The sequence below is a fragment of the Halomonas dongshanensis genome (assembly GCF_024790395.1).
GTDB classification, from domain to species: Bacteria; Pseudomonadota; Gammaproteobacteria; order Pseudomonadales; family Halomonadaceae; genus Vreelandella; species Vreelandella dongshanensis.
In genome coordinates, this window is the sequence record NZ_JAJISC010000004.1 from 340654 (window position 1) to 361501 (window position 20848).

General features: G+C 58.4%; 18 protein-coding genes. 5 read left to right on the top strand and 13 right to left on the bottom strand.

What is annotated here, in order from left to right:
- Positions 1-57: 57 nt before the first annotated feature.
- From LLY24_RS10655 to LLY24_RS10670, 4 genes are read left to right on the top strand one after another with little or no spacing between them, the layout of a single operon-like run.
- Positions 58-1284 (top strand): efflux RND transporter periplasmic adaptor subunit, encoded by a 1227-nt coding sequence (locus LLY24_RS10655; protein ID WP_259036270.1) that lies wholly within the window; start codon positions 58-60, stop codon positions 1282-1284.
- Entirely contained in the window at positions 1281-4382 is a 3102-nt protein-coding gene (locus LLY24_RS10660) for an efflux RND transporter permease subunit (RefSeq protein WP_259036271.1), read from the top strand. Before LLY24_RS10655 ends, LLY24_RS10660 begins: the two co-directional genes overlap by 4 nt.
- 8 nt (positions 4383-4390) lie before the next feature.
- Entirely contained in the window at positions 4391-5785 is a 1395-nt protein-coding gene (locus LLY24_RS10665) for an ATP-binding protein (protein ID WP_259036272.1), read from the top strand.
- Positions 5786-5813: 28 nt separating this feature from the next.
- Complete coding sequence (locus LLY24_RS10670) at positions 5814-6506, top strand: response regulator (RefSeq protein WP_259036273.1); 693 nt, start codon at positions 5814-5816, stop codon at positions 6504-6506.
- A 3-nt stretch (positions 6507-6509) separates the two neighbouring features.
- Here LLY24_RS10670 and LLY24_RS10675 read toward each other — a convergent pair whose 3' ends face one another.
- Entirely contained in the window at positions 6510-7430 is a 921-nt protein-coding gene (locus LLY24_RS10675) for an alpha/beta hydrolase fold domain-containing protein (RefSeq protein WP_259036274.1), read from the bottom strand.
- Between the two features lie 150 nt (positions 7431-7580).
- On the opposite strand from LLY24_RS10675, the gene LLY24_RS10680 reads away from it, so the two are divergent.
- Complete coding sequence (locus tag LLY24_RS10680; RefSeq protein WP_259036275.1) at positions 7581-8003, top strand: hypothetical protein; 423 nt, start codon at positions 7581-7583, stop codon at positions 8001-8003.
- Positions 8004-8250: 247 nt separating this feature from the next.
- Here the strand turns inward: LLY24_RS10680 and LLY24_RS10685 are convergent, their stop codons facing one another.
- The 12 genes from LLY24_RS10685 to LLY24_RS10740 all read right to left on the bottom strand — a co-directional run bounded on the left by LLY24_RS10685 (position 8251) and on the right by LLY24_RS10740 (position 20695).
- Positions 8251-9741: a tripartite tricarboxylate transporter permease gene (locus LLY24_RS10685; RefSeq protein WP_259036276.1), complete on the bottom strand. Its 1491-nt coding sequence runs from the start codon at positions 9739-9741 to the stop codon at positions 8251-8253.
- A gap of 22 nt (positions 9742-9763) precedes the next feature.
- On the bottom strand, positions 9764-10330 hold the full coding sequence (locus tag LLY24_RS10690; protein WP_259036277.1) for a tripartite tricarboxylate transporter TctB family protein: 567 nt from the start codon (positions 10328-10330) through the stop codon (positions 9764-9766).
- Between the two features lie 132 nt (positions 10331-10462).
- Positions 10463-11413, bottom strand: coding sequence for a tripartite tricarboxylate transporter substrate binding protein (locus LLY24_RS10695; RefSeq protein WP_259036278.1), 951 nt, complete (start codon positions 11411-11413; stop codon positions 10463-10465).
- Positions 11414-11759: 346 nt separating this feature from the next.
- Positions 11760-12908, bottom strand: coding sequence for an alpha-hydroxy acid oxidase (locus tag LLY24_RS10700; protein WP_259036279.1), 1149 nt, complete (start codon positions 12906-12908; stop codon positions 11760-11762).
- Between the two features lie 53 nt (positions 12909-12961).
- Positions 12962-13867 carry a tripartite tricarboxylate transporter substrate binding protein gene (locus tag LLY24_RS10705; protein WP_259036280.1) on the bottom strand — a complete coding sequence of 302 codons (906 nt, stop codon included), beginning with the start codon at positions 13865-13867 and terminating at the stop codon, positions 12962-12964.
- A gap of 85 nt (positions 13868-13952) precedes the next feature.
- Complete coding sequence (locus tag LLY24_RS10710; protein ID WP_259036281.1) at positions 13953-15020, bottom strand: amidohydrolase family protein; 1068 nt, start codon at positions 15018-15020, stop codon at positions 13953-13955.
- Between the two features lie 7 nt (positions 15021-15027).
- The gene (locus tag LLY24_RS10715; protein ID WP_259036282.1) at positions 15028-16002 is read right to left on the bottom strand and encodes an SMP-30/gluconolactonase/LRE family protein; all 975 of its coding nucleotides are present in this window, start codon (positions 16000-16002) and stop codon (positions 15028-15030) included.
- A 16-nt stretch (positions 16003-16018) separates the two neighbouring features.
- Positions 16019-17308, bottom strand: a complete 1290-nt coding sequence (locus tag LLY24_RS10720; protein WP_259036283.1) for a TRAP transporter large permease — start codon at positions 17306-17308, stop codon at positions 16019-16021.
- Between the two features lies 1 nt (position 17309).
- On the bottom strand, positions 17310-17849 hold the full coding sequence (locus tag LLY24_RS10725) for a TRAP transporter small permease (RefSeq protein WP_259036284.1): 540 nt from the start codon (positions 17847-17849) through the stop codon (positions 17310-17312).
- Between the two features lie 17 nt (positions 17850-17866).
- A complete protein-coding gene (gene dctP, locus LLY24_RS10730; RefSeq protein ID WP_259036285.1) occupies positions 17867-18790 on the bottom strand; it encodes a TRAP transporter substrate-binding protein DctP in 924 nt (307 codons plus the stop codon).
- Positions 18791-18929: 139 nt separating this feature from the next.
- Positions 18930-19607 carry an RraA family protein gene (locus tag LLY24_RS10735; protein ID WP_259036286.1) on the bottom strand — a complete coding sequence of 226 codons (678 nt, stop codon included), beginning with the start codon at positions 19605-19607 and terminating at the stop codon, positions 18930-18932.
- An 83-nt stretch (positions 19608-19690) separates the two neighbouring features.
- Entirely contained in the window at positions 19691-20695 is a 1005-nt protein-coding gene (locus tag LLY24_RS10740; protein WP_259036287.1) for a hydroxyacid dehydrogenase, read from the bottom strand.
- Between the last annotated feature and the right edge of the window lie 153 nt (positions 20696-20848).

Here is a 20848-nt window from a genome sequence, read left to right on the forward strand (position 1 = left end):
CAAGCGTCGCCTTCTAAAGATGGCGCTTCACCTGCTGAAGCCACCGTTGCAGGCGCCATGCAGGCTGGCCGGATTCGTCTCGGCTTGCTGCTTGGCCTCGCGGTGCTGTTCGGCGGGCTGGCGCTGGCGTGGTGGATTCTCACTCAGCCGCCGCGTATCGAGCGGCGCCCGGTGCTGCCTACGCCGCCGCCGGTGGTCGATGTCATCACCACGACCCAGGGTTCGCTGGCGCCGAGCCTCTACGGTTTCGGCCGCGTCGAGGCCGCCCAGCAAGCGAATCTCGCCAGCCGCGTCGGCGGGCAGCTGGAGCGTTTTGCCGCAGATGCGGTGCCGGGGCACGTCATCGAGGCCGATGAGCCTTTGGCCTACATCGACCAGGCCGACCTCCAGCTCGCCCTCGAAGATGCCCAGGCGCAGTTGGCTAACGCCGAAGCGGCGCTAGCGCTGGAGCAGGCCGAGCAGCAGCGCGCGCGCAGCGAGTACCAGCGCTTTGGTCAGGAGCTACCGGCCGAGCGCCGCGCCTTGGTACTGCGCGAGCCGCAGCTGCGCCAGGCACAGGCAGGCGTTACTCAGGCGCGGGTGGCCCGCGACCAGGCCGCCCTCAACCTTGAGCGCGCCACGCTCACCGCTCCCTGGCCCGCCATGGTGCAGGCGCGCCTGGTCGGCGCGGGCAGCCTATTGAGCCAGGGCACTGAGGTGCTACAGCTGGTCGGCATCGACCGTTTCTGGATTCGCGCTTCTCTACCGGGCGATTGGCTCAGTTGGCTGACGCCCGGCGATGACGTCATCGTGACCAGCCGTGGCTGGCTCGAGGGCGAGCAGCGCCAGGGCCGTTTGCTGTCGCTGTTGCCCAACCTGGAGGAGAACGGCCTCCAGGCTCAGCTATTGATCGAGGTAGAAGACCCGCTGGCCCTGAGCGCCGAAGGCCCAGCTCTTCGCCTTGGCGACGTGGTGCGTGTGGCGTTCATGCCGGAGGCGCAAAACGACTTCATCTCTCTGCCCTCGGCGGCGCTGCGTCCCGGCGACATCGTCTGGTGGCTCGACGACGAAGATCGCCTGCAGCGCAGCAGCGTCACCATCGCCTATCGCGGCGAAGACGACGCCTTAATTTCTGCAGGGCTCGATGCCGGGCAGCGCGTAGTGGTGTCGGGGCTTGCCCAGCCGCGTGAAGGCCAGCAGGTACGCGTGCGCCAGCGCGGTCAGACGCCCGCTCAACTGCCCGTCGAGACGCCTACTCAGCAACCGCCCACGCAGCCGACACCGCCAACGGGAGAGCAGCTATGAGCAAACGCGGTCCGCTGGCGTGGATGATCGACCATGGAGTTGCGCCGAATCTGATGATGGTGCTGTTGATCGTTGGCGGTTTCATGGCGTCAATGGCGATCAAGAAAGAGGTGTTTCCTGAGTTCGAAACCGAGATCGTACAGATCTCGATTGCCTACCCCGGCGCCACGCCGGAAGACGTCGAACAGAGCATGCTGCTGCCCGTCGAGGGGGCGCTGGCCAACGTCGAGGGCATCGACGAGCTAACCGCTAGCGCCAGCGAAGGCAGCGCCCAGATTTACGCCACCTTGGTCGATGGCGTCGACGTCATGCGCGCCTATCAGGACATCCAGCAGGCGGTCAACGCCATCACCATTTTGCCAAGCGCCGCCGACCCGCCCCGTTTTACCCTGGCAGGCGGTACCCGCAGCGTCTTCAGCTTGCAGGTCTACGGTAACGTCGGGCTCGACGTACTTCACGACGCCGCCGAAGACGTACGTGCCGAGCTTCAAGCGGTTCCGGGTATTTCCCGCGCCGAGCTTTCGGGCAACCGCGACCGCGAAATTCAGGTGTTGCTCGACGAAGAGGCCATCGAGCGCTTCGGCATCGATCACCGCACCCTATCCTCGCGCATCGCCGAGGAGGCGCTCGATCTCTCGAGCGGTCAGTTGACCACGCAAGAAGGCGAGTGGCTGATTCGCTATCAAGGCCGCCGCAACAGCGTGGCCGAATTCGCCGACCTGCCCATCATCAACAGTGCCCAAGGCACGCCGGTACGCCTGGGCGATATCGCGCGGGTGGTCGAGGGCTTTGCCGAAACCGACCGTGAAGTGTTCTACAACGGCCAGCGTGGTCTCACCGTCGAGGTGTACCAGGTCGGCAACCAAACGCCCACGAGCATTTCCGAAGCGGTCTATGGCGATCTCGACAACCTGCGCGACGGCCTCCCCGACGGCGTGAGCCTCGATGTGTCGCGCGATAGCTCAGTGGTCTACGAGGCGCGCCTGAGCCTGCTGCTACAAAACGCCTGGATGGGCCTGGCGCTGGTCATGGTGCTGATGGCGCTGTTTCTGGAGGCGCGGCTGGCGTTCTGGGTCACGCTGGGCATTCCCACCGCTTTTCTCGGCGCCATGCTGTTTCTGCCCTGGATCGGCGTATCGCTCAACATGATGTCGATGTTCGCCTTCATCATTGCCTTAGGGATCGTCGTCGACGACGCCATCATGGTGGGCGAAAACATCTATAGCTACCGCGAACAGGGGTATTCGCTGCGCGATGCGGCGGTGCGCGGGGCACGCGAGATCGCCACACCGCTGACCTTTGCGATCCTCTCCAACGTCGTCGCCTTTTTGCCGCTCATCTACCTACCCGGTTTTCTGGGGATGATTTTCGCCCCCGTGCCCATCGTGGTGGTGACGGTGTTCTTGATCTCCTGGCTCGAAGCGCTATTCATCTTGCCCGCGCATCTGGCGCACAGCCGTAAGCCGCGCCAAACGCCCGCGTGGCAGCGCCCGTTGGAAGCCGTGCGCCAGCGCTGTCAAAAAAGCCTGCACGCTTTCACCTACCAGCGCTTCGAGCCGTTTTTACAGCGCACGCTGGATCAGCGCTTTCTGACCATATCGTTGGGCGTTGCGCTACTGCTCATTGCACTCGCCTGGGCCATGAGCGGGCGGCTGGGGTTCTCGTTGATGCCGCGGGTCGAATCCGACCAGGTGCAGGCCAGCGTCACGCTGCCCATCGGCACCAACATCAGCGTTAGCCGCGAACTCAGCCAGCAGCTGTTGGACGCCGCCGATGCGCTGAGCGAGCGCGAACCCACGCTGAACTTCAGCGGCTCGCGCAGCCGCCTGGACGGCGAAAGCCTGGAGGTGCGCCTGGACATCGATAGCGACAGCCTCGATGCCTGGCCGCCCTCGCGCATTGCCCGTGAGTGGCGCGATCTCACGGGGGACTTGGTCGGCGCCCAGTCGGTGCGTTTCGAATCCGACTTCGGCGGCCCGGGCAGCGGCGCAGCGCTGAGCCTGCGCCTTTCGCACCCCAATACCCAGGTGCTGGAAGCCGCGGCCGAGCGCCTGGCGACCGACCTTGCCGAGTATGGCCTGACCGACATCGATAGCGGCCTGGGCGACGGCAAGCCTCAGCTAGAAATGCGCCTGTCGGCCGAGGGCCGCGCCCTGGGGCTCACCGGTAGCGATCTGGCCCAGGCGCTACGTGGCCCCTTACAGGGCGCGACAGCGGTCGAGCAGTTCGTCGGGCGCAGCGAAATCAGCGTCGAAGTGCGCCTGCCGCCCGAGAACCGTTCGAGCCTCAACGAGCTCTATCGCCTGCCGGTACGCACGCCGGATGGCTTGAGCGTGCCGCTCGCACGGGTGGCCGACATTACCCTGAGCCAGGCCTCGAGCAGCTTGCAGCGTATCGACGGCCGCCGGGTAATCACCGTCACCGCCGACTCCGAAAGCGATCAGGCCATCAACCAGACGCTGTCGACGCTGCAAGAGCAGGTCTTTCCGTCGATCCAAGCCGCCTGGCCGGGGCTCGAGATCAGCATGGGCGGACGCCAGCAGGACACCGCCGATAACCTAGCCACCCTGCGCACCGCCATGTGGGTGATGCTGGCAGCCCTCTACGTGCTTCTGGCGATTCCCTTTCGCAGCTACTGGCAGCCGCTTTTGGTGCTGGCGGCCATTCCCTTCGGCGTGGTCGGCGCCGTGGTCGGCCATATGGTCATGGGGTTTGGCCTCTCGATCATCAGCCTGCTGGGCATGCTGGCGCTCTCGGGAGTGGTCATCAACGACGCCCTGGTGCTTATCGACTACGCCAATCGTCGGCGCCGCGAGGGCATGGGCGCACGGGAGGCCATCGTCGCGGCCGCCACCCGACGCCTTCGCCCCATCATGATGACGACGCTGACGACCTTCCTGGGGCTGGCGCCGATGATTCTGGAAACCTCGCGCCAGGCACGCTTCATGATTCCCATGGCGATTTCGCTGGGTTTCGGCATGCTCTTTGCCACCGCTATCCTCCTGGTGCTCGTGCCCTGCCTCTACTTGGGGCTCGAAGAGCTACGCGAGCGGTTGAATAGCCCCCAGCCCGCCTCTCCTGAGAGCAGTAAACCATGAGGTGGTCGATGCAGCGTCAATGGCGGCTTTCACGCCTGGGGTTCAAGCTCTTCGCCATCATCTTGAGCGTCAACGTGGCGATCTCGGCGGCGGTGTTTCTTGCTGTCTCGTTCAGTATCGACCGGGGCTTTCTCGACTACTTGCATCAAGCGCAGGAACGCCGCGCCGAGCTGCTGGCCGAGCGCCTGGTGCCCCGCTGGGAAGCCCAACAGAGCTGGTCGTGGCTCGAACGCGCGCCGGAGCGGTGGCCCTTCATCGTGCGCTACGAGTTGGGGCAAGAGCGTCACGACCGCTCCTCGCCCTGGGGTGAAGCCGAAGACTTTACTCTGCGCGACATGGATGGACGCCTCATCGTGCCGCCGCGCGGGCGTCACGCCCAGACGGGCGACTGGGACTGGCTCCCTATGACCAGCGCCAGCGCCAGCGGCGAGGTCATCGGCGAGCTGGGCTTTCGCCCGCCGCAGCGAATCATGGAGCGGATGGAAAACGGCTTTCTCGAACAGCAGCAGCGCAACCTAATGATCATCGTCGTGTCGCTGGTGATCGCCTCGCTGTTGCTTGCGGGGGGCTTGTCATGGTGGCTGGGGCGGCGCACGCGGGCGCTGGCGAGCGCCACTCAGCGCTTGACCGAGGGCCACTATACAACCCGCCTCTCCGAACGTGGCCGCGACGAGTTGGCAAGCCTTGCCCGCGACTTCAACGTGCTGGCGGCAACGCTTGACGCCAACCGCGCGGCGCGGGCGCGCTGGGTGTCCGATACCGCTCACGAGCTGCGCACGCCGCTGGCAGTGCTACGCGGTGAAATCGAGGCCATGCAGGACGGCATTCGTCCCCTCAACCAGGAGAACCTCGGCTCGCTGGCCCAAGAGGTCGAGCAACTCGAACGCTTGGTGGCCGATCTGCGCCTGCTCTCGCAAAGCGATGCAGGCGTGCTGGACATTCACCTCGCTCCGCTCGATCTCAGCGAAAGCCTCGCCGGGCGCCTGGAGGATGGGCGCCGCTGGCTCACTGAGAGCGGGATTGAGCTACACACCGCGCTGGCACCAGGGGTGATGATTCGCGGCGATGCCCAACGCCTGCGCCAGTTGTGGAACAACCTGCTGGATAACACCATTGCTTACACCAGCGCTCCTGGCACGTTGAGCGTTGCGCTCGGCATTGAGCGTGACGCCGCCGTCATCGTCTGGGAAGATAGCGCGCCAGGAGTGCCCGATGCCGAGCTTGCCCGCCTGACCGAGCGTCTCTATCGCGTCGAAGGCTCGCGCAGCCGCGCCAGCGGCGGCAGCGGCTTGGGGCTATCGATCGCCAGCGCCCTGGTCAGCGCCCACGGCGGCCAGATGGAAGCCTCGCGCGCGCCCCTTGGCGGGCTGCGCTGGACGCTGCGCTTGCCACTTTTGAGCTGATCCGCACTCACCGAGGAGCCGTGCCACCATGTCGTCTACGTCTTTACTCATCGTCGAGGACGAGCCCAAGATCGCCCGGCTAATGGCGGACTACCTGCAGAGCCACGGCTACGACGTTACCACCCTCGGTCATGGCAATCAGGTACTGCCCTGGCTCGAGACCCATACGCCCGCCCTAGCGCTGCTGGATATCATGCTGCCCGGCACCGATGGCCTGACGCTGTGCCGCGAGATTCGCGCCCGTTGGCCGTCGATTGCCATCATCATGGTCACGGCCAAGGTCGAAGAGGTCGATCGCCTACTCGGCCTGGAACTGGGCGCCGATGACTACATCTGCAAGCCCTTCAGCCCTCGCGAAGTCGTCGCCCGGGTCAAGGCCGTCATGCGCCGAAGCCAAGCCGCCGTAAACGACAGCCCCCCTACACCGCCTGCCCCGCTCACCCTCAACGAAGCTGGCTGGCAAGCCGTCGCTCAAGGACAGGACCTAGGCCTCACGGCGGTCGAATTCCAGCTTCTCAAGGTAATGATGCAGGCCCCTGGGCGTATCTTCAGCCGCGAGCAGTTGATGGATCACATGTACCGCGACAACCGCATCGTCTCCGAGCGCACCGTCGACAGCCACATCAAGAAGCTACGCAAGAAGATCACCGAAGCCTTGCCGGAGCAGGAGATCATCCGCTCGGTGTACGGCGTGGGCTACAAGTATCAGCCGGAGGGCTAACGCTTACTCATTCATACCGACCTCGCGATTGAGAAACGCCATTGCCGCCTTCATCGTCCCACCGCGCAGTAAAAAGCTCGTGATATGCCCTCGCCCATGTTGCAGGTAGAGCTTGGCGGGGGTGCCTTGATCGGCGAGCGCCTGGTAGAAATCACGAGCGTGGTCCACTGGTACCAACTGATCGCGGTTGCCGTGGAAGATGAAAAAGGGCGGCGCGTTGGGCGTGATATGGCGAATCGGCGAGGCCTGCACATAGGCATTTGGTACCTCGTCGCGGGTGCCGCCGAGCAGGTTGATGACCAGAGGGCCATCGTCGAACTTCAATAGATCGCTTGGGAGACCACCCACCGCCGCGGCGGCGAGACGGGTGTGTTCGCCGCCATAGGGCTCGGCGAGCGGGCCCTCTTGACTCGCTAACGCGAGAAGGGCGATTAGATGCGCCCCGGAAGAGTAGCCCACCCCGACGATGCGGTCGGTGTCGATACGAAAGCGTTCGGCGTTGTCATGCATCCAGCGCATCGCCTGCTGCAGATCATAAAGCTGGGCGGGAAAGCGGTAGCGTGGTGCGAAGCGGTATTCGATATTGACCGTCACATAGCCTTGCCCGGCGAGCTTGCGCGCGATGTTCTCCATATCGTCAGGGCTTCGCCCGCGCCAGCCACCGCCGTGGACGATCAGTGCGGCCGGACGCAGACCATCGCTTGAGGTATCTGGCAGGCGCACGCGCGCGGTGAGTGGCTCGGGCCACCCCGCCGGGGCGTAGCGCTCGGCCTCGATTGGCGTTGAATCGACTGACGGCGTCAGCGGCATCTGCGCCGCAGCGGGCTCGCCGTTGGTTGCCAGATGCGTCGCGCCGCAGCCACCCAGTAACAACGCCAGACCGCCCGTGCCCAGCGAGCGGCGAATCGTTTGAAAGACGCGCACCCATACCTCCTTGTATTTAAAGGTAAATTCCTTGGACGCAGCGCGCCCAAAAGAAGATCACGATTGTTGCACACTTTCTGCAACGACTTTACACCGCACCGCTCGATACTGCAGATGTCGCATTCGACAATCGAATCAAGGAGAGAAACCATGACGCTATCTTTTCGTAAGATGTTCGCCCCAGCGCTATTGGCAGCCGCTCTGGTACCAGTGGCCGTGAGCGCCCAGGCAAACCCGCACGACGGCCAGAACCGTGAGCAGGTGCGCGAGCGCATGCAGGAGCAACGCCAGGAAGTCTACCAGCGCGCTGAACTCGACGCAGAGAAGCAGGCAGCGCTCGAAGAGGCCAACGCCGAGTTTTTCGACGCGATGAAAGCGCTTCACGATGAGCATGAAGCCCGCGTCGGCGAGATTCTGACCGAGCAGGAGCAGCAGGCAGTAAAAGATGCCATGCGCGAAGTGCGCGACGAGCGCCGTAGTGAACACGGCAACCAGCGCGGCCAGCACCGTGGCGAACGCGGTCAGCAAAGCGGCGATCACGCCGAAAGCGACGATGCGGTCACGACTCAGTAAGCGTTGAACGTGATTGACCTAGTCGTTTTAAACAACAACCCGGCCATTGGCCGGGTTGTTCCGTTCTGACAGCTGGCAGCCCCACTGCGCTTTAGAAAAATCCCATCGGATTGATATCGTAGCTAATCACGATGTTCTTGGTTTGCTGGTAATGCTCTAGTGCTATTTTGTACGCTGCAGTTTTCATTACACCAAGAAACCAACACCCGGTATGAACGAGGCGTTGGTGTCTGACATTTGATTAGCGTTACGCGTTACGCGCCTTACGCATTCGTAGCAGGCGCGAAATGATCGGCGTTAGGATAATGAAGAGGGTTAATACGATGATGACTTTGGCCGTATTGCTGGCTGCCAAAGCCATGACGTCGCCTCCCCCGATCCGCAGCGCCAAGCGTAAGTTCTGCTCGGCAAAACCACCCAAAATGAGGCCAAGAACGACGGGGGGAAGCGGAAATTTCAGCTTATCCATGAAATAGCCGATGAAACCAAAGCCGAGCATCAGGTAGACATCGAACATCCTTCCGTTGATCGAATACACGCCAACGAATACCAACGCGATGATGATGGCGCCAAGCAAAGGGCGCGGCAATCGCAGCACCTGCGCAAAGCTATTGGTGGCAAACGACCCGCCAAGTGCGATCAATAAGATGGCGGCAAATAAAAACTGCCACATAAAGCCAAACACGATATCGGGATTATCACGAAACAGCATGGGACCTGGCTGCAAACCGTGAATGAGTAGCCCTCCTAACATGACGGCGGCTACTGCCGTTCCTGGGATACCCAGAGTCAATGCGGGAATGAGCGCAGACGCAGTGTCTGCATTATTAGAGGTTTCCGCTGCCGCGACTCCCTCGGGCTCCCCTTCCCCCCAACGCTCTGGATGGCGAGAGGCGCGCTTGGCTTCGTTATAGCTCAAAAAAGCCGCCATCGAGCCACCTGCTCCGGGCAGAATACCGATAAAGACACCGATCACCGATGAGCGCAACCACGTTTTCCAATATTGCAACATACCCGGAATGGCTTTCCAAATACTGACGGTATTGAGCTTTCCTGCATTGGAGGTATCGAGCTCTTTCTTCTCCTCCAAAAGCGCAATAGCAGGTGGCAGTGCATAGAGCCCTACCAATAGAACAACGATGTTGATGCCATCGAGTAGTTCTAGATGGCCAAAAGTATAGCGATCGTAGCCCGTAATCGTATCTGCTCCGACGAGCGAAACGAAAATACCGAAGCAGGCACTGATCAGCCCTTTCAAGATGTCGCCACCCAGAAGGAATACGATGGCCGACATACCAAAAACGGCAACCCAGAAAATCTCGGCAGGTCCAAACAGTAAGGTCACCTTGGCTAGAGGAGGAGCCAGTAGCATCAGCACCAGAGCAGAGGCTACCCCGCCTATGGCCGAAGAGACGACCGCCACTTGCAGGGCATATCCTCCTTTTCCTTGCTGAGCCATTGGGTAGCCATCAAAACTGGTCGCGACTGCCGCTGGCGTCCCGGGTATTCGCAGCAAAATCGCAGGAATGGAGCCACCGTACATGGCGCCATTGTAAATACCCGCCATCATGCCAAGCGCTACCAACGGGTCCATGCCAAAGGTGAATGGGATCAATACCGAGATGGCCATCGTGGCACTGAGCCCAGGCAACGCGCCCACACAAATACCCGCGATGACACCGACGACTACCGCCGCCAGATTCATCCATGACAGCACTTCGGGAAGTGCATCGATCAAACTTGCGTACATAAGACTCCCCTTAGCGCACGAAAAATTCGGCAGGCAACTCCTGCCCCATTAGAACGACGAAAACTACTGCCAAGCCACCGGTAAAGATGATATCGGCCAGTAATAATCGCTTAAGATCCCGGTAGCCAAATAGCCAGGCGACCACGGGCAGCATAATGGCAGTCGAAGTGTAAAAACCGATAGTCGCGACACCTGCCATGTACAGCGAAATAGCCAGGATGATGCACCAGAAGGCTTTTGCATCGCTGAATACCGGGAAGCGAGGCGCCAATTTACGATTGCCCTTGCCCCCCACCAGAGCACGCAGCACCATCAGCGCTGCAAGTACGATCAATGCCCCCAGCATCGTGACGGGCAAAAGAGCGGTCATGAAAGGCATGGAGGACGTGCGCGTGAGCAATAGTGCTGACGCGACAATGATCAGCACGCCAGCAACTAGATCAGGATGTGACCAGAGTGGGGGCGTCATCGCCTTTAAAGACGTCTCTCCACTCTCTCCTCTTGAGGGGGAGGTGATAGACGACGATTGGGATGTGCTGGCATCACGTTCATCACGTTCGTTATCGATGTTCGTCATCATGATTCCTGTATTGCTGGCATGCTGTGTAGAGAGCACCCTTAATCGCGTGCTCCGCTTGTTATCTTTAAGGATTGCGGCTAGCGCTATATTGCTATGAGCGAAACGCTAGCCGTATAGAGCGTGCGTGACTTACTTCCAAGGAGAGATTTCCCATACGCGCTCTGCGAGTTCCAACTGCTCATCGTTGAGCCTGCGGAAGTCTTCACCCACAGCAAGCTCGATGGGGTTGCCCGTACGCAGCATGACATCCTGAAATTCGGGATCATCGTAGGTTTGCTGAAAAGCAGAGATTAGTGCCGCCTCGACTTCGTCGGGTAAGCCAGCAGGTGCAACGAACCCACGTAAGGCGCTGTTATAGAGTTCATACCCTTGCTCAGCAAAGGTAGGTACGTCGTCAGCCAGCGGCGAGCGTTCTTGAGTCGCAATGCCCAGGACGTTGAGTTCGTCGCGGAAGTTGATCACCTCGGAGATATTGACGATCCCCATCGTCACATGACCGCCCATCAGCGCACTACGTGCAGGAGCCGAGCCCGAAAAAGGTACGGGGGTATACTCTCCACCCGTCACATCGGCAACGTTCATCAAAAAGAAGTGATCGTCGCCACCTAGGCTGGACATACTGACGGTCACGGCACCTTCTCGCGCAGCATCCACAAGTTTGTCCATGGTATCGATGGCGCTGCTTTTAGGCGTGACGATGACATTGGGATCGTCGACGACGTTGGCTAGGTAAGTGAAGCTATCGGCATCAAAGGCGGCTTCACGATCAAGCGTACGCGCCATCATGCCAGGCAAATTATAGGTGCCGATGGTGTAGCCATCAGGCGCAGCTTGCGCCACCTCAGTGACGCCGATCTGGCCACTGGCTCCAGGCATGTTCTTGATAACGACCGATGCGTTGTTGCCCAGATACTCCTCGAGATAGGGTGCGATCGTACGAGCCAATACATCAGTACCACCACCGGCCGCGTAACCCACGACTATCTCGATGCGTTTTTCGGGGAAGTCGGCGAGTGCTGGCGTCACCATCAAACCTGAGAGCAGGAAAGCTGCCATCTTGGAGGTCATCTTTGCGTGCACTGTTATTATCCTCTTTCAGTTTTTCTCAGAAGCGATAGATTTCTTGATGGCCAGTAAAGTCTATAGAAAAACTGAATTAAAGATAAATATTCTCATTTTTTTAATTAGATCATCTTAACCAAAGTCAAAAAAAGTTCGTGTGCCGTGGAAAGCCCCGCAGTTGCTGCGTTTATCGGCAACAGCAAAAGTATCCAGGCGGCGGAGCAAACGCTCTGAAAAACGAGCTTTGAGACTAAGGTATATAGGTAGGCGAGCCGTAAATGAGCTCGAGCAGACGGCATTTATAGTGACGCAGCCGTACTGTATAGAGAAAGGCATGGAGGAAACCGATAAGAAAACCGATGGGTCAGCAGTGCTCTGCAGTGGTGCAGAGAATGCTTTTGTCCACCTCCTCGAGGCCGTTCAAGCCCAGAAGGCCCAGGTCGCGATGCACTTCTAGGCGCAGGATATTTATCGCCTCAGTTACACTCTGACGGCCACCGATACTAGCCGCGAACAGAAGCGGGCGGCCTACGAAAACGAAGTCCGCCCCCATGGCCAGCGCCTTAATGACATCCGTGCCACGTCGAATGCCCCCATCCACCATCAAAGCCATGTCACCGGCGACCTTGCGCGCGTCGGCCAAGGCCCTGACCCCGGCAATAGCGAAGTCTAGCTGGCGACCGCCATGGTTGGATAGAATAACGCCGTCACAGCCGTGCTCCCGCGCCAGAGCAACATCCTGCGCCGCCAACAATCCCTTCAATACGAGCTTGCCCGGCCAAAGATGCCGGATCAGATCGACATGCTCCCAGTTAAGATGGTCCTTTCGACCAAAGTCCCTCACGGCGTTTTTCGAGACGATCGGCGCACCGCGTTCGGCGTATGAGTTCTCGAAATGAGGTACGCCAGAGCGCAGCAACGTACGGGCGAAACAGCCGAACACCCAGCGCGGGCAACGGCCGAAATCCAGCAGCATACGGGGTGTCATTCTCAACGGCGTAGAGAATCCCGCGCGCACGTTATTCTCCCGATTGGCCAGCACTGCGGTATCCGCCGTCAACACTAGGGTCTTGAAGCCCGCCAGCCGAACACGGGTGATCAATGCCTCGATACGCGCCACTTCGCCAGGCAGGTAAGCCTGAAACCAAGCCTCAGGGTTGGCCTCGATTACCTGTTCCATCGGAGTGAGGGACGAACCACTCAACACGTAGGGAATGGTAGCATCGGCACCGGCTCGGGCCATTTCGCGATCGCCGTCCAGGGCCATCAAGGCTGCGATCCCCATCGGAGCGATACCGAACGGAGCCGACCAGGTCTGGCCCAGAAGGGTTTGCTGGCTCGTTCGTCCTTCTACGCCGCGCAGTACCTTGGGCACCAGCCGGATTTCGCGGAACACCGCCTCGTTGTCTTCTTCGGCGGCACCAGTCTCCGATGCCCCCGCCACGTAGCCGTAAAGCGGCCGAGGCAGACGCTTTCTGGCAGCAGAGCGATAGTCGTTCAGTGTCAAGAGCATGGCCTATCTACCTTCGAGCAATTAGGAAGCTGACCGGAGTCGTCCCGTCAGAGCTACTTCCAGGGTGTGGTTTCCCAAATATGTTGGGCTATCTGATCTTGGCTCTGGGCAAGCGCTTCATAGGCGTCTCCCTCAGCGAATTGAACCGGACTGCCCTGACGCTCCATAACTGCCAAGAACTCAGGGTCTTCGGCAACCTGGGCCAATGCCGCCATCAAGACCTCACGGACATCATCAGGCAGCCCCGACGGTGCCACGATACCGCGAAAAGATCCCATTTCGACATCAAATCCTAATTCCTTCACCGTGGGTACATCAGACGCCTGCTCGATACGTTCATCGGCAAAGACAGCCAACACTCTAAGCTCGTCTTCGAATCCGACCGTTTGACTATAGGCCATCGTGCCCATATCCACATGGCCGCCCATGATGGCACTACGCGCCAATGAGGCACCGTTGAAAGGCACTTCATTGAGTTCGATATCGCTGGCATTGGCAAACATAGTGGCTGCGAAATGATCGTTGCCCCCTAATGCAGAAAGCCCAACCGTTAGTCGGCTGCCACCCTCGCCGGCAGCATCGATAACGTCTTGCAAGCTCTCGAACTCGGAGTCCACGGGTACGACCAGCGTATTCGGATCCGCCACGAAGTTCGCAAGCCACGTGAAACTTTCAGCATCGTAGTCAGCGTTACGGTCATAGGTGACAGCCAGCGCAGCGGGTAAATTCATAGTACCTAACGTGTAGCCGTCTGCACGCGCGGAGGCTACTTCGCTAAAGCCAATTTGCCCTCCAGCCCCAGGGCGATTGCGTACGACCACAGAGGCACTGCCATCCAGGTACTTCTCTAGATAGGAAGCGATAGTGCGCGCCATGACATCAGTGCCACCACCAGGCGCATACCCCACGACCATGTTGATGGTCTTACTTGGGTAATCAGCAGCCAATACCGAGGACATGGATAGCGCCCCCGATGCAATGATGACGGAGTATGTGACAGAGCGTATAAGCGTGTTCATTGATTTACCTCATTATTATCGTTATTTACCGGGGTATCCGGTAAATTCTGCGTGCCGTATCACTGAATAGGTCGGCGCGTTGCGCGTCACTCAATGGCCAAGCAATACGTTTAAAGGCATTCCAAAGGACGTCGTATCCAAGCCCCCCCTTATCGACCGGGAAATTACTTTCGAACATGCAACGCCGCGTACCAAAGAGAGCGATGCAGTGCAAAACATAAGGGGCAATGAGGTCAGCGACCTGCATTGATGTAGGCGCCTGCTCACCGCGCTCGAATCCAAAGCCCATGATGGGCATCCCAAAACCGCCAAGTTTGACGGCGACATTGGCATGCTGTGCGAGCCGCTCCATATTGGTTTGCCAAATCTCACGCCCCTCTGGAAAGCGTCCTTCGAAAGGGCCAACACCCAGCGGGCCTCCAGCATGGTTGAGAACGATCTGTAGCTCGGGCAGCTGCCGAGCCAGTGACTCGACGTCAGCAAGCTGAGTCTGATAGACCCACACGTCTAGCGAGAGCCCACGACGCGCTAGTTCGCGAGCCCCCGCTATGAAACGCGGCTCTATAAGTAATCCTGCAGGTGCGGGAACGGGGTTGGAGCGAACGGCAGGGTCCGGGTGCGAAGCGACGGGTAAACGTACGCCTTTGAAGTATCCACCACCTACCTCTTCCATCGCCTCTAGTACCGGGGCAACTTCACTCCCTTGCAAGAGATCGGCACATCCAACGATACCCTGGGCAACACGCGTCTTGCCGTAAAATCCGCTGCGCGCTTGAGCGGCTATACCCCGGATGAACTCTACTTCCCCGAGCGGTCGAAAGTGCATCGGCCCATCGGCGTAGTACATGGTGCGGCACTGCACGTACACCGAAGACACTACGTTGTGTCCGCTCTGGCCGATGTCTTCGGCGAACTCCTCTAGTAAGTAGCGAAATCCTTGACGATCCCACAGGTGATGGTGCGCATCGACGATTTCAAGCTCTGGCAGCAGTGGTGCTTCATTAGCCTGTGCAAGCCAGCTTTCGCGGGGAAGCCCATTAGGCGTAACTACCTTGGGGCGGCGACGCCAGGGTAGATCTGTTTCGTAAGCCATACCACGCTCACTCCTGCCGACGATTGACAGCAACCGACGACATTGATGAGGCGCCCCAGCCCGAGGCCATGGGATGACCCGCTACGGGCAGCTCGGCACGCAGAATGGAGCCACTGTCAGACTCTGTTATGAAGAGCGTACGTCCGTCGGGCCCACCAAAGGCACAGTTAGTGGTCCCCAACCCCCTCGGCGACTTGACTACGGCGATGGGCACTCCCAGCGCATCGTGTATCCATACGAGGCCCATGCCGGTCTGACACACAACGACACCGCCGTCTCGCGTCAGCGCCAGGCCGTCGGGACCTGCCCGGCCACCCGAAAACTGCAGGAACAGACCGGCCTTGATGACCCTGCCACTCTCGGTAATGGGCAACCGCCATACCGCATTGGCTCGCGTCACGGCGACCATGAGCGTACGACCTTCCTTATCAAGTACCAATCCGTTCGGGCTGGGCACCTTATCAATCAAACACTCCAACTTCTTGGTCTGGGGATGCCAGCGATAGACACGGCCAGAGGGATCCTGAAGACCCGTCTGGCCTTGATCGGTGAAATACAGCGCACCGTCAGGGCCGAAAAACAAGTCGTTACATCCCTTGAACCCTTCGGTATCGGCATCCTTGAGAACGCTCGATACTTCACCGGTTTTCGGGTCCAACTGGACGATCCCGTTTTGAAAATCGGCGATAAAAATGCGCCCCTCAGCATCGATTTTGAGTCCATTGGGCTGGCCATCGTACTCCGCCACTTGTTCGACTCGGCCTTGCGGGTCCGCGCGGAAGATACGTCCGAACGGAATATCGACAAACCACAGATTTCCCTGAAGGTCGAAGGAGGGCCCCTCGATGAAACTGTCCACCTTGGCGCCTCGTCGATTCTTGTCAGCCCAATACGATGACTGATTTTGCTTGCGTAGATGTGCCGGCAGCTCGGTGAATACGTCCGCTTCAATCAATACGGGATCCGGATGTGGAAATGCCATTAAACGACTCCATCGGTCACTGAATCAGCGAGGGAAACCACAAAACAATCTCGGGGAACACGATCAGCATCAACAAGAACGCCAGTATGATGAGGAAAAACGGTAGCGTTCCCATTACCACATCCTCGACCTTGAGATCGGGACTCGACCCCGAGACTACGAAGAGGATGACACCAAGCGGCGGCGTGAGCTGGCCGAGCTCGATTAATACGACGACGAAGACACCAAACCAGATAGGATCAACACCCATCGCCATGAGTACTGGGAAGATGATCGGCACGATAATGGCGATCATGCCCAGCCCTTCCATAAAGCAGCCCAAAATGGCAAAGGCCAACATCAACATTATCAATAGTTGGAACTGGGAAATGCCTGCCTGGGATACCCACTCTACCAACTGGTCGCCAACGCCGGACAACGTGGTGGCGTAGGCGAACAACATGGAAATGAAGACGATGAAAAGCACGTTCCCACTCATCTTCAACGTTCGAGCAACCGCACTGCGTAGCATGGCAATATTCAGCCGCCTGTAGACCGCTGCAATCACCATAGCGCCCACCACGCCAACGGCTCCCGCTTCAGTAGGGGTCGCGATGCCGCCATAAATACTCCCCAGCACACAGATGATAAGGGCGAGAAAAGGCAAAATGTCGAATAACGACTTCGCATAGTCCATTGCGCCATAGGTCGTCGTATCGCGCGGGGCGAGCGCTGGATTCTTCAGCGTTCGAGCGATGATGAAGACGCTATAACAAGCTGCCAACAAGATACCGGGAAATAGACCAGCGGCGAAGAGCTTGGCGATAGAGGTTTCGGTGAACGTGGCGTAGATGATCATCGTGATCGAAGGAGGAATTAGAATACCCAGCGTTCCTCCTGCAGCCAATGAGCCTGCGATGATACGCTTTTGATAGCCTCGCCGCCCAAGCGCCGGTATGGCGACGGTCGACATCGCCGCTGCAGTGGGCGCACTTCCTCCTGAAACCGCAGCAAATATGCCACTACCGACGATGTTAGTATGCAGTAAGCCACCAGGTAAGCGGCGGGTAAAAGGTGCAAGCCCCTTGTAGAGTCGATCACTAAGCCCCGAGCCTAGGAGGATTTCAGCCATAAAGATGAAAAGCGGAATGGCTGCCAAGGTAAAACTATTAGCCGACCCCCAACTCACTAATCCGAGGGCATTCCACCCTGACGCTCCATTCATTAAGAAAAGATAGAGCAGTGCCGATAGTCCTACGGCTATTTGAATCCATAGGCCACTCATGATCAGCACGACCAACACCGCAAACGCAATGATCGATTCCATCTTAGCGCCCCTTAAATAATTGAAGTTGACGCCAGAGTTGCTCGATCAAAAACACCGCAATGATCGCAAGCCCAAAGGGCAGCAGCATTTGCGGTATCCAAAGTGGCGTCATCAGCACCGTTGGAGCGACATTGCCTCGAGCATAGGAGCTTGCGACTAGGCGACACGTCTGCCAGACCAACACTCCACACATCCCCACCCCTAGTAGCGAGAAAGCGCTCAGCAAAGAGGCTTTTAGCGTAAGCGGAAGCTTATCGAACAGAAACTCGACCCGAAACATGCTGCCATCACGTAGCGATAGCCCAGCGCCTAATAGCGTCAAGGCCACGACTAGATAGCCCGTGATCTCCTCCACCATGTGAAAAGAGACGTTGAAAGCGGACCTCGAAATAACTTCAAGGGTCACTAAAAGCGTCAGAAAAACTAGGATGGCGCCAGCTACGAGGCGGGTAAAAACAGCCACAACATCGAAGATGGACAGCCCAGAAAGGGGCTCTTTATCGAGCCCTTTGCTATCGAGTTCATTGGCAAAATTGGACATATCAAGCCCTCTAGCGATTAACGGTCTATCGCCGTCAGAACCTCTTCGAGTACGCGTTGGTACTCAGGGCCTTCTCTTTCCGCCCACTCCTGCCAGAAAGGAGATAACGCGTCGCGCGCACGCGCGATCTCTTCAGGCGTAACGTCGACTACCGTCATACCCGCTTCCATTTGCGCGCTCTTCTGCGTTTGCTCATCGATGACGAAAGCGTCGGTGATGCTGTGGCCTTCTTCAGCAACGATACGTTGTAGAGCACTTTGCGTTTGTGGACTTTGCGCGTCGTAGGCGTCTTGATTGGCAATGATGACGCTATAGCCATAGTTGACGGGCAAGCGGTAGTTGTAAGGCAGGAACTCGTGCCAGTTCTTAGCGCCACCGGCACTGGCAGTCAGCACCCCATCGATGACACCTCGTTCGAGAGCCGTTGGCACCTCGGTACCCGATAGCGTGATGGGCGAACCACCAAAGGCTTCCACAAAGGCGCCCTGCTCGGGAGACGTCACACGAATTCGGTGATTTTCCAGGTCATCCAGCGAGTTAATCTCAAAATTGGTGAAAATCACCTGCTGGGGATAGCGGTAGTTTCCTAGATAATGGACGCCCTGCTGTGCAAATCCATCCTCAAGGTAGGGCTGCACAACGGCGTAGGCAGCCTCCCAATCATTGTCGTTTTCGATCAGCATGGGCAGGCTGAGAATGCGCCCGATGGGAACATTACCGGCGAAAAACAGGTCGGCGGCGAAATCGACGATGCCATCTCCGACGGCCTGAGTAATATCGCTTGAGGCGATATGCAGCGTCTTGCCCAGATGAAGGCGCATCGAGAGATCGCCATCTGTTTCTTCACGCACACTCTCTGCAATACGGTTCATCCCCTGCACGGCGGCCGTCGTCGATACGGAGGAGTAGGTATAAGCGGTCCAGTTATCAGCATGGGCCATACCCAGTGAACACCCGATAACGGTAGTACTAATCAAGCTGGCGATAGTAGTTTTCATTTTATTATTGCGCTCTTGTATAAAACGTCATTATCGATAAAGAACGGGTGCCCCCATCATGATGGGAGCAACATTTGGCTAATTAATCCAACACCTCACATCCAGAAGCGGCCAATGCCCGATCGACCCATGAACGATCCACGGTGCCTTCTCGAATGGCCGCCATTTGTCTATCTTCAGCGTCTTGCTTGGCTTGCGTCGCAGCTAATATCTCTTCGAGCATATCGAAAGGAACGGTTAGCACCCCATCACTATCCCCTAGCACCAAATCGCCCGGTTCGATGACCATGCCATCTAGGCTGATCGGCGTATTGATCTCACCGGGCCCATTTTTGTAGGGTCCACGATGCGTAATCCCTGCCGCAAACGTTGGCAAGTTGGTCTCGCGGAAAGCATCTACGTCACGAATAGCGCCATTGAGCACAAACCCGGCCACACCGCGCTTCAGCGCTTGAGCCAGCATCAACTCGCCCATCAAGGCATTGGTAAGATCACCGCCGGCATCACAGACGATAACGTCGCCAGGCTGCGCCATATCGATCGCTTTATGCAGCATCAAATTGTCGCCTGGGCGGCTACGCACCGTGAGCGCAGGGCCAGCCAATACGCCATCGCGATGCATCGGGCGTAAGCTCGGACCACCGGCAAACACACGAGCCATAGCATCGCTTACATTGGCAACAGGCAGTTTGGCGAAAGCGTCAACCGTCGCTTTATCGACACAGCGACTGCGCTTAGCGATTCTATTTCCGATACTCATGAATAAGTTCCTCAATTGATGTACTAGCGCGCGATAGCGTTTTTCACCTGACTACGCATCGTTTGCCGCTTTATTGTGATGACTTAGTGCGACGGCGTAGCGTCCGCAGGCTGAACGATATCGTTGACCAGCCGGTCCGCTGCCAGTGGCCGCGCAGCTAGCAATTCGATGATGCCACCTACGGCTAAGGTACCCACGCGGGCGCCCGCTTCTGCTGTAGCCCCGCCAATATGCGGCGTCAGCACGACACGCGTTGAGCGCATGAGGGGTGTCACTTGGGTAGGCGGCTCTTCTTCGAATGTATCCAGGCCAGCTCCTGCCAGCTGCCCGCTCTCCAAAGCGGCTAGCAGCGCCGACTCATCGATGAGACCACCGCGTGCCGTATTGATGACATAGCTGCCGCGCGGCATGAGAGAGAGCCGCTTTGCATCGAGCAAATGGTGGTTTTGCGCGGTCAAGGGGCAGTGCAAACTGACGATATCGGCTTGCGCCAGCAGATCTTCGACCCGCTCTACACGATGAGCCCCCATGGCGGCGATGTTTTCGTCAGAGGCATAGGGATCGTAAACATAAAGCTCCAAGCCAATACCACGCGCTAAGCGGGCGGTGGCAGCGGCAATGGCACCTGCGCCAACGAGTCCAAGTCGCATACCGAATAGTTCACGGCCCTCGAAGCTGGCTTTTTCCCAACGGCCGTCGCGTAAACTGGCGTCCAAAGGCACAAGCTGCTTGACGGTAGCAAACATCAATGCCACTGCATGTTCAGCAACGGAAACGGCATTGGCGCCCGCTGCGCGAATAACCTGGACGTTGTGCTTAGTCGCTGCGGCCACATCAATATTGTCCACACCAGCCCCATGTTTGGAGATGACTTTTAATGACTTACCAGCGGCAATAGCATTAGCGGTGAACTGCCCCATACGAGCGACGACACCTACGGGATCGTGCTGCTCGATATGTGCTTTCAGGACATATTCGGTGGGGTAAGGCGGAGTATGTACAATGGCGTAGCCCGACGCTTCAGCTAACTCTTTAGCTTGAGTCGCTAAGTAAGGGCCGGTGACCAGAATGATAGGTTGTGATGGCAATCGAAATCCTCCTTTTGTTCGCTGCGGACATAGCTACGAGCCCAATAGGCCACTGCTAATATCCGTCTTCGAACTCACACTACAGGAAGATTTTTTATATAAAAGCGAATAAAATTTCCCACTACGTTAAGAATATCTTCACAAAAAGGACAC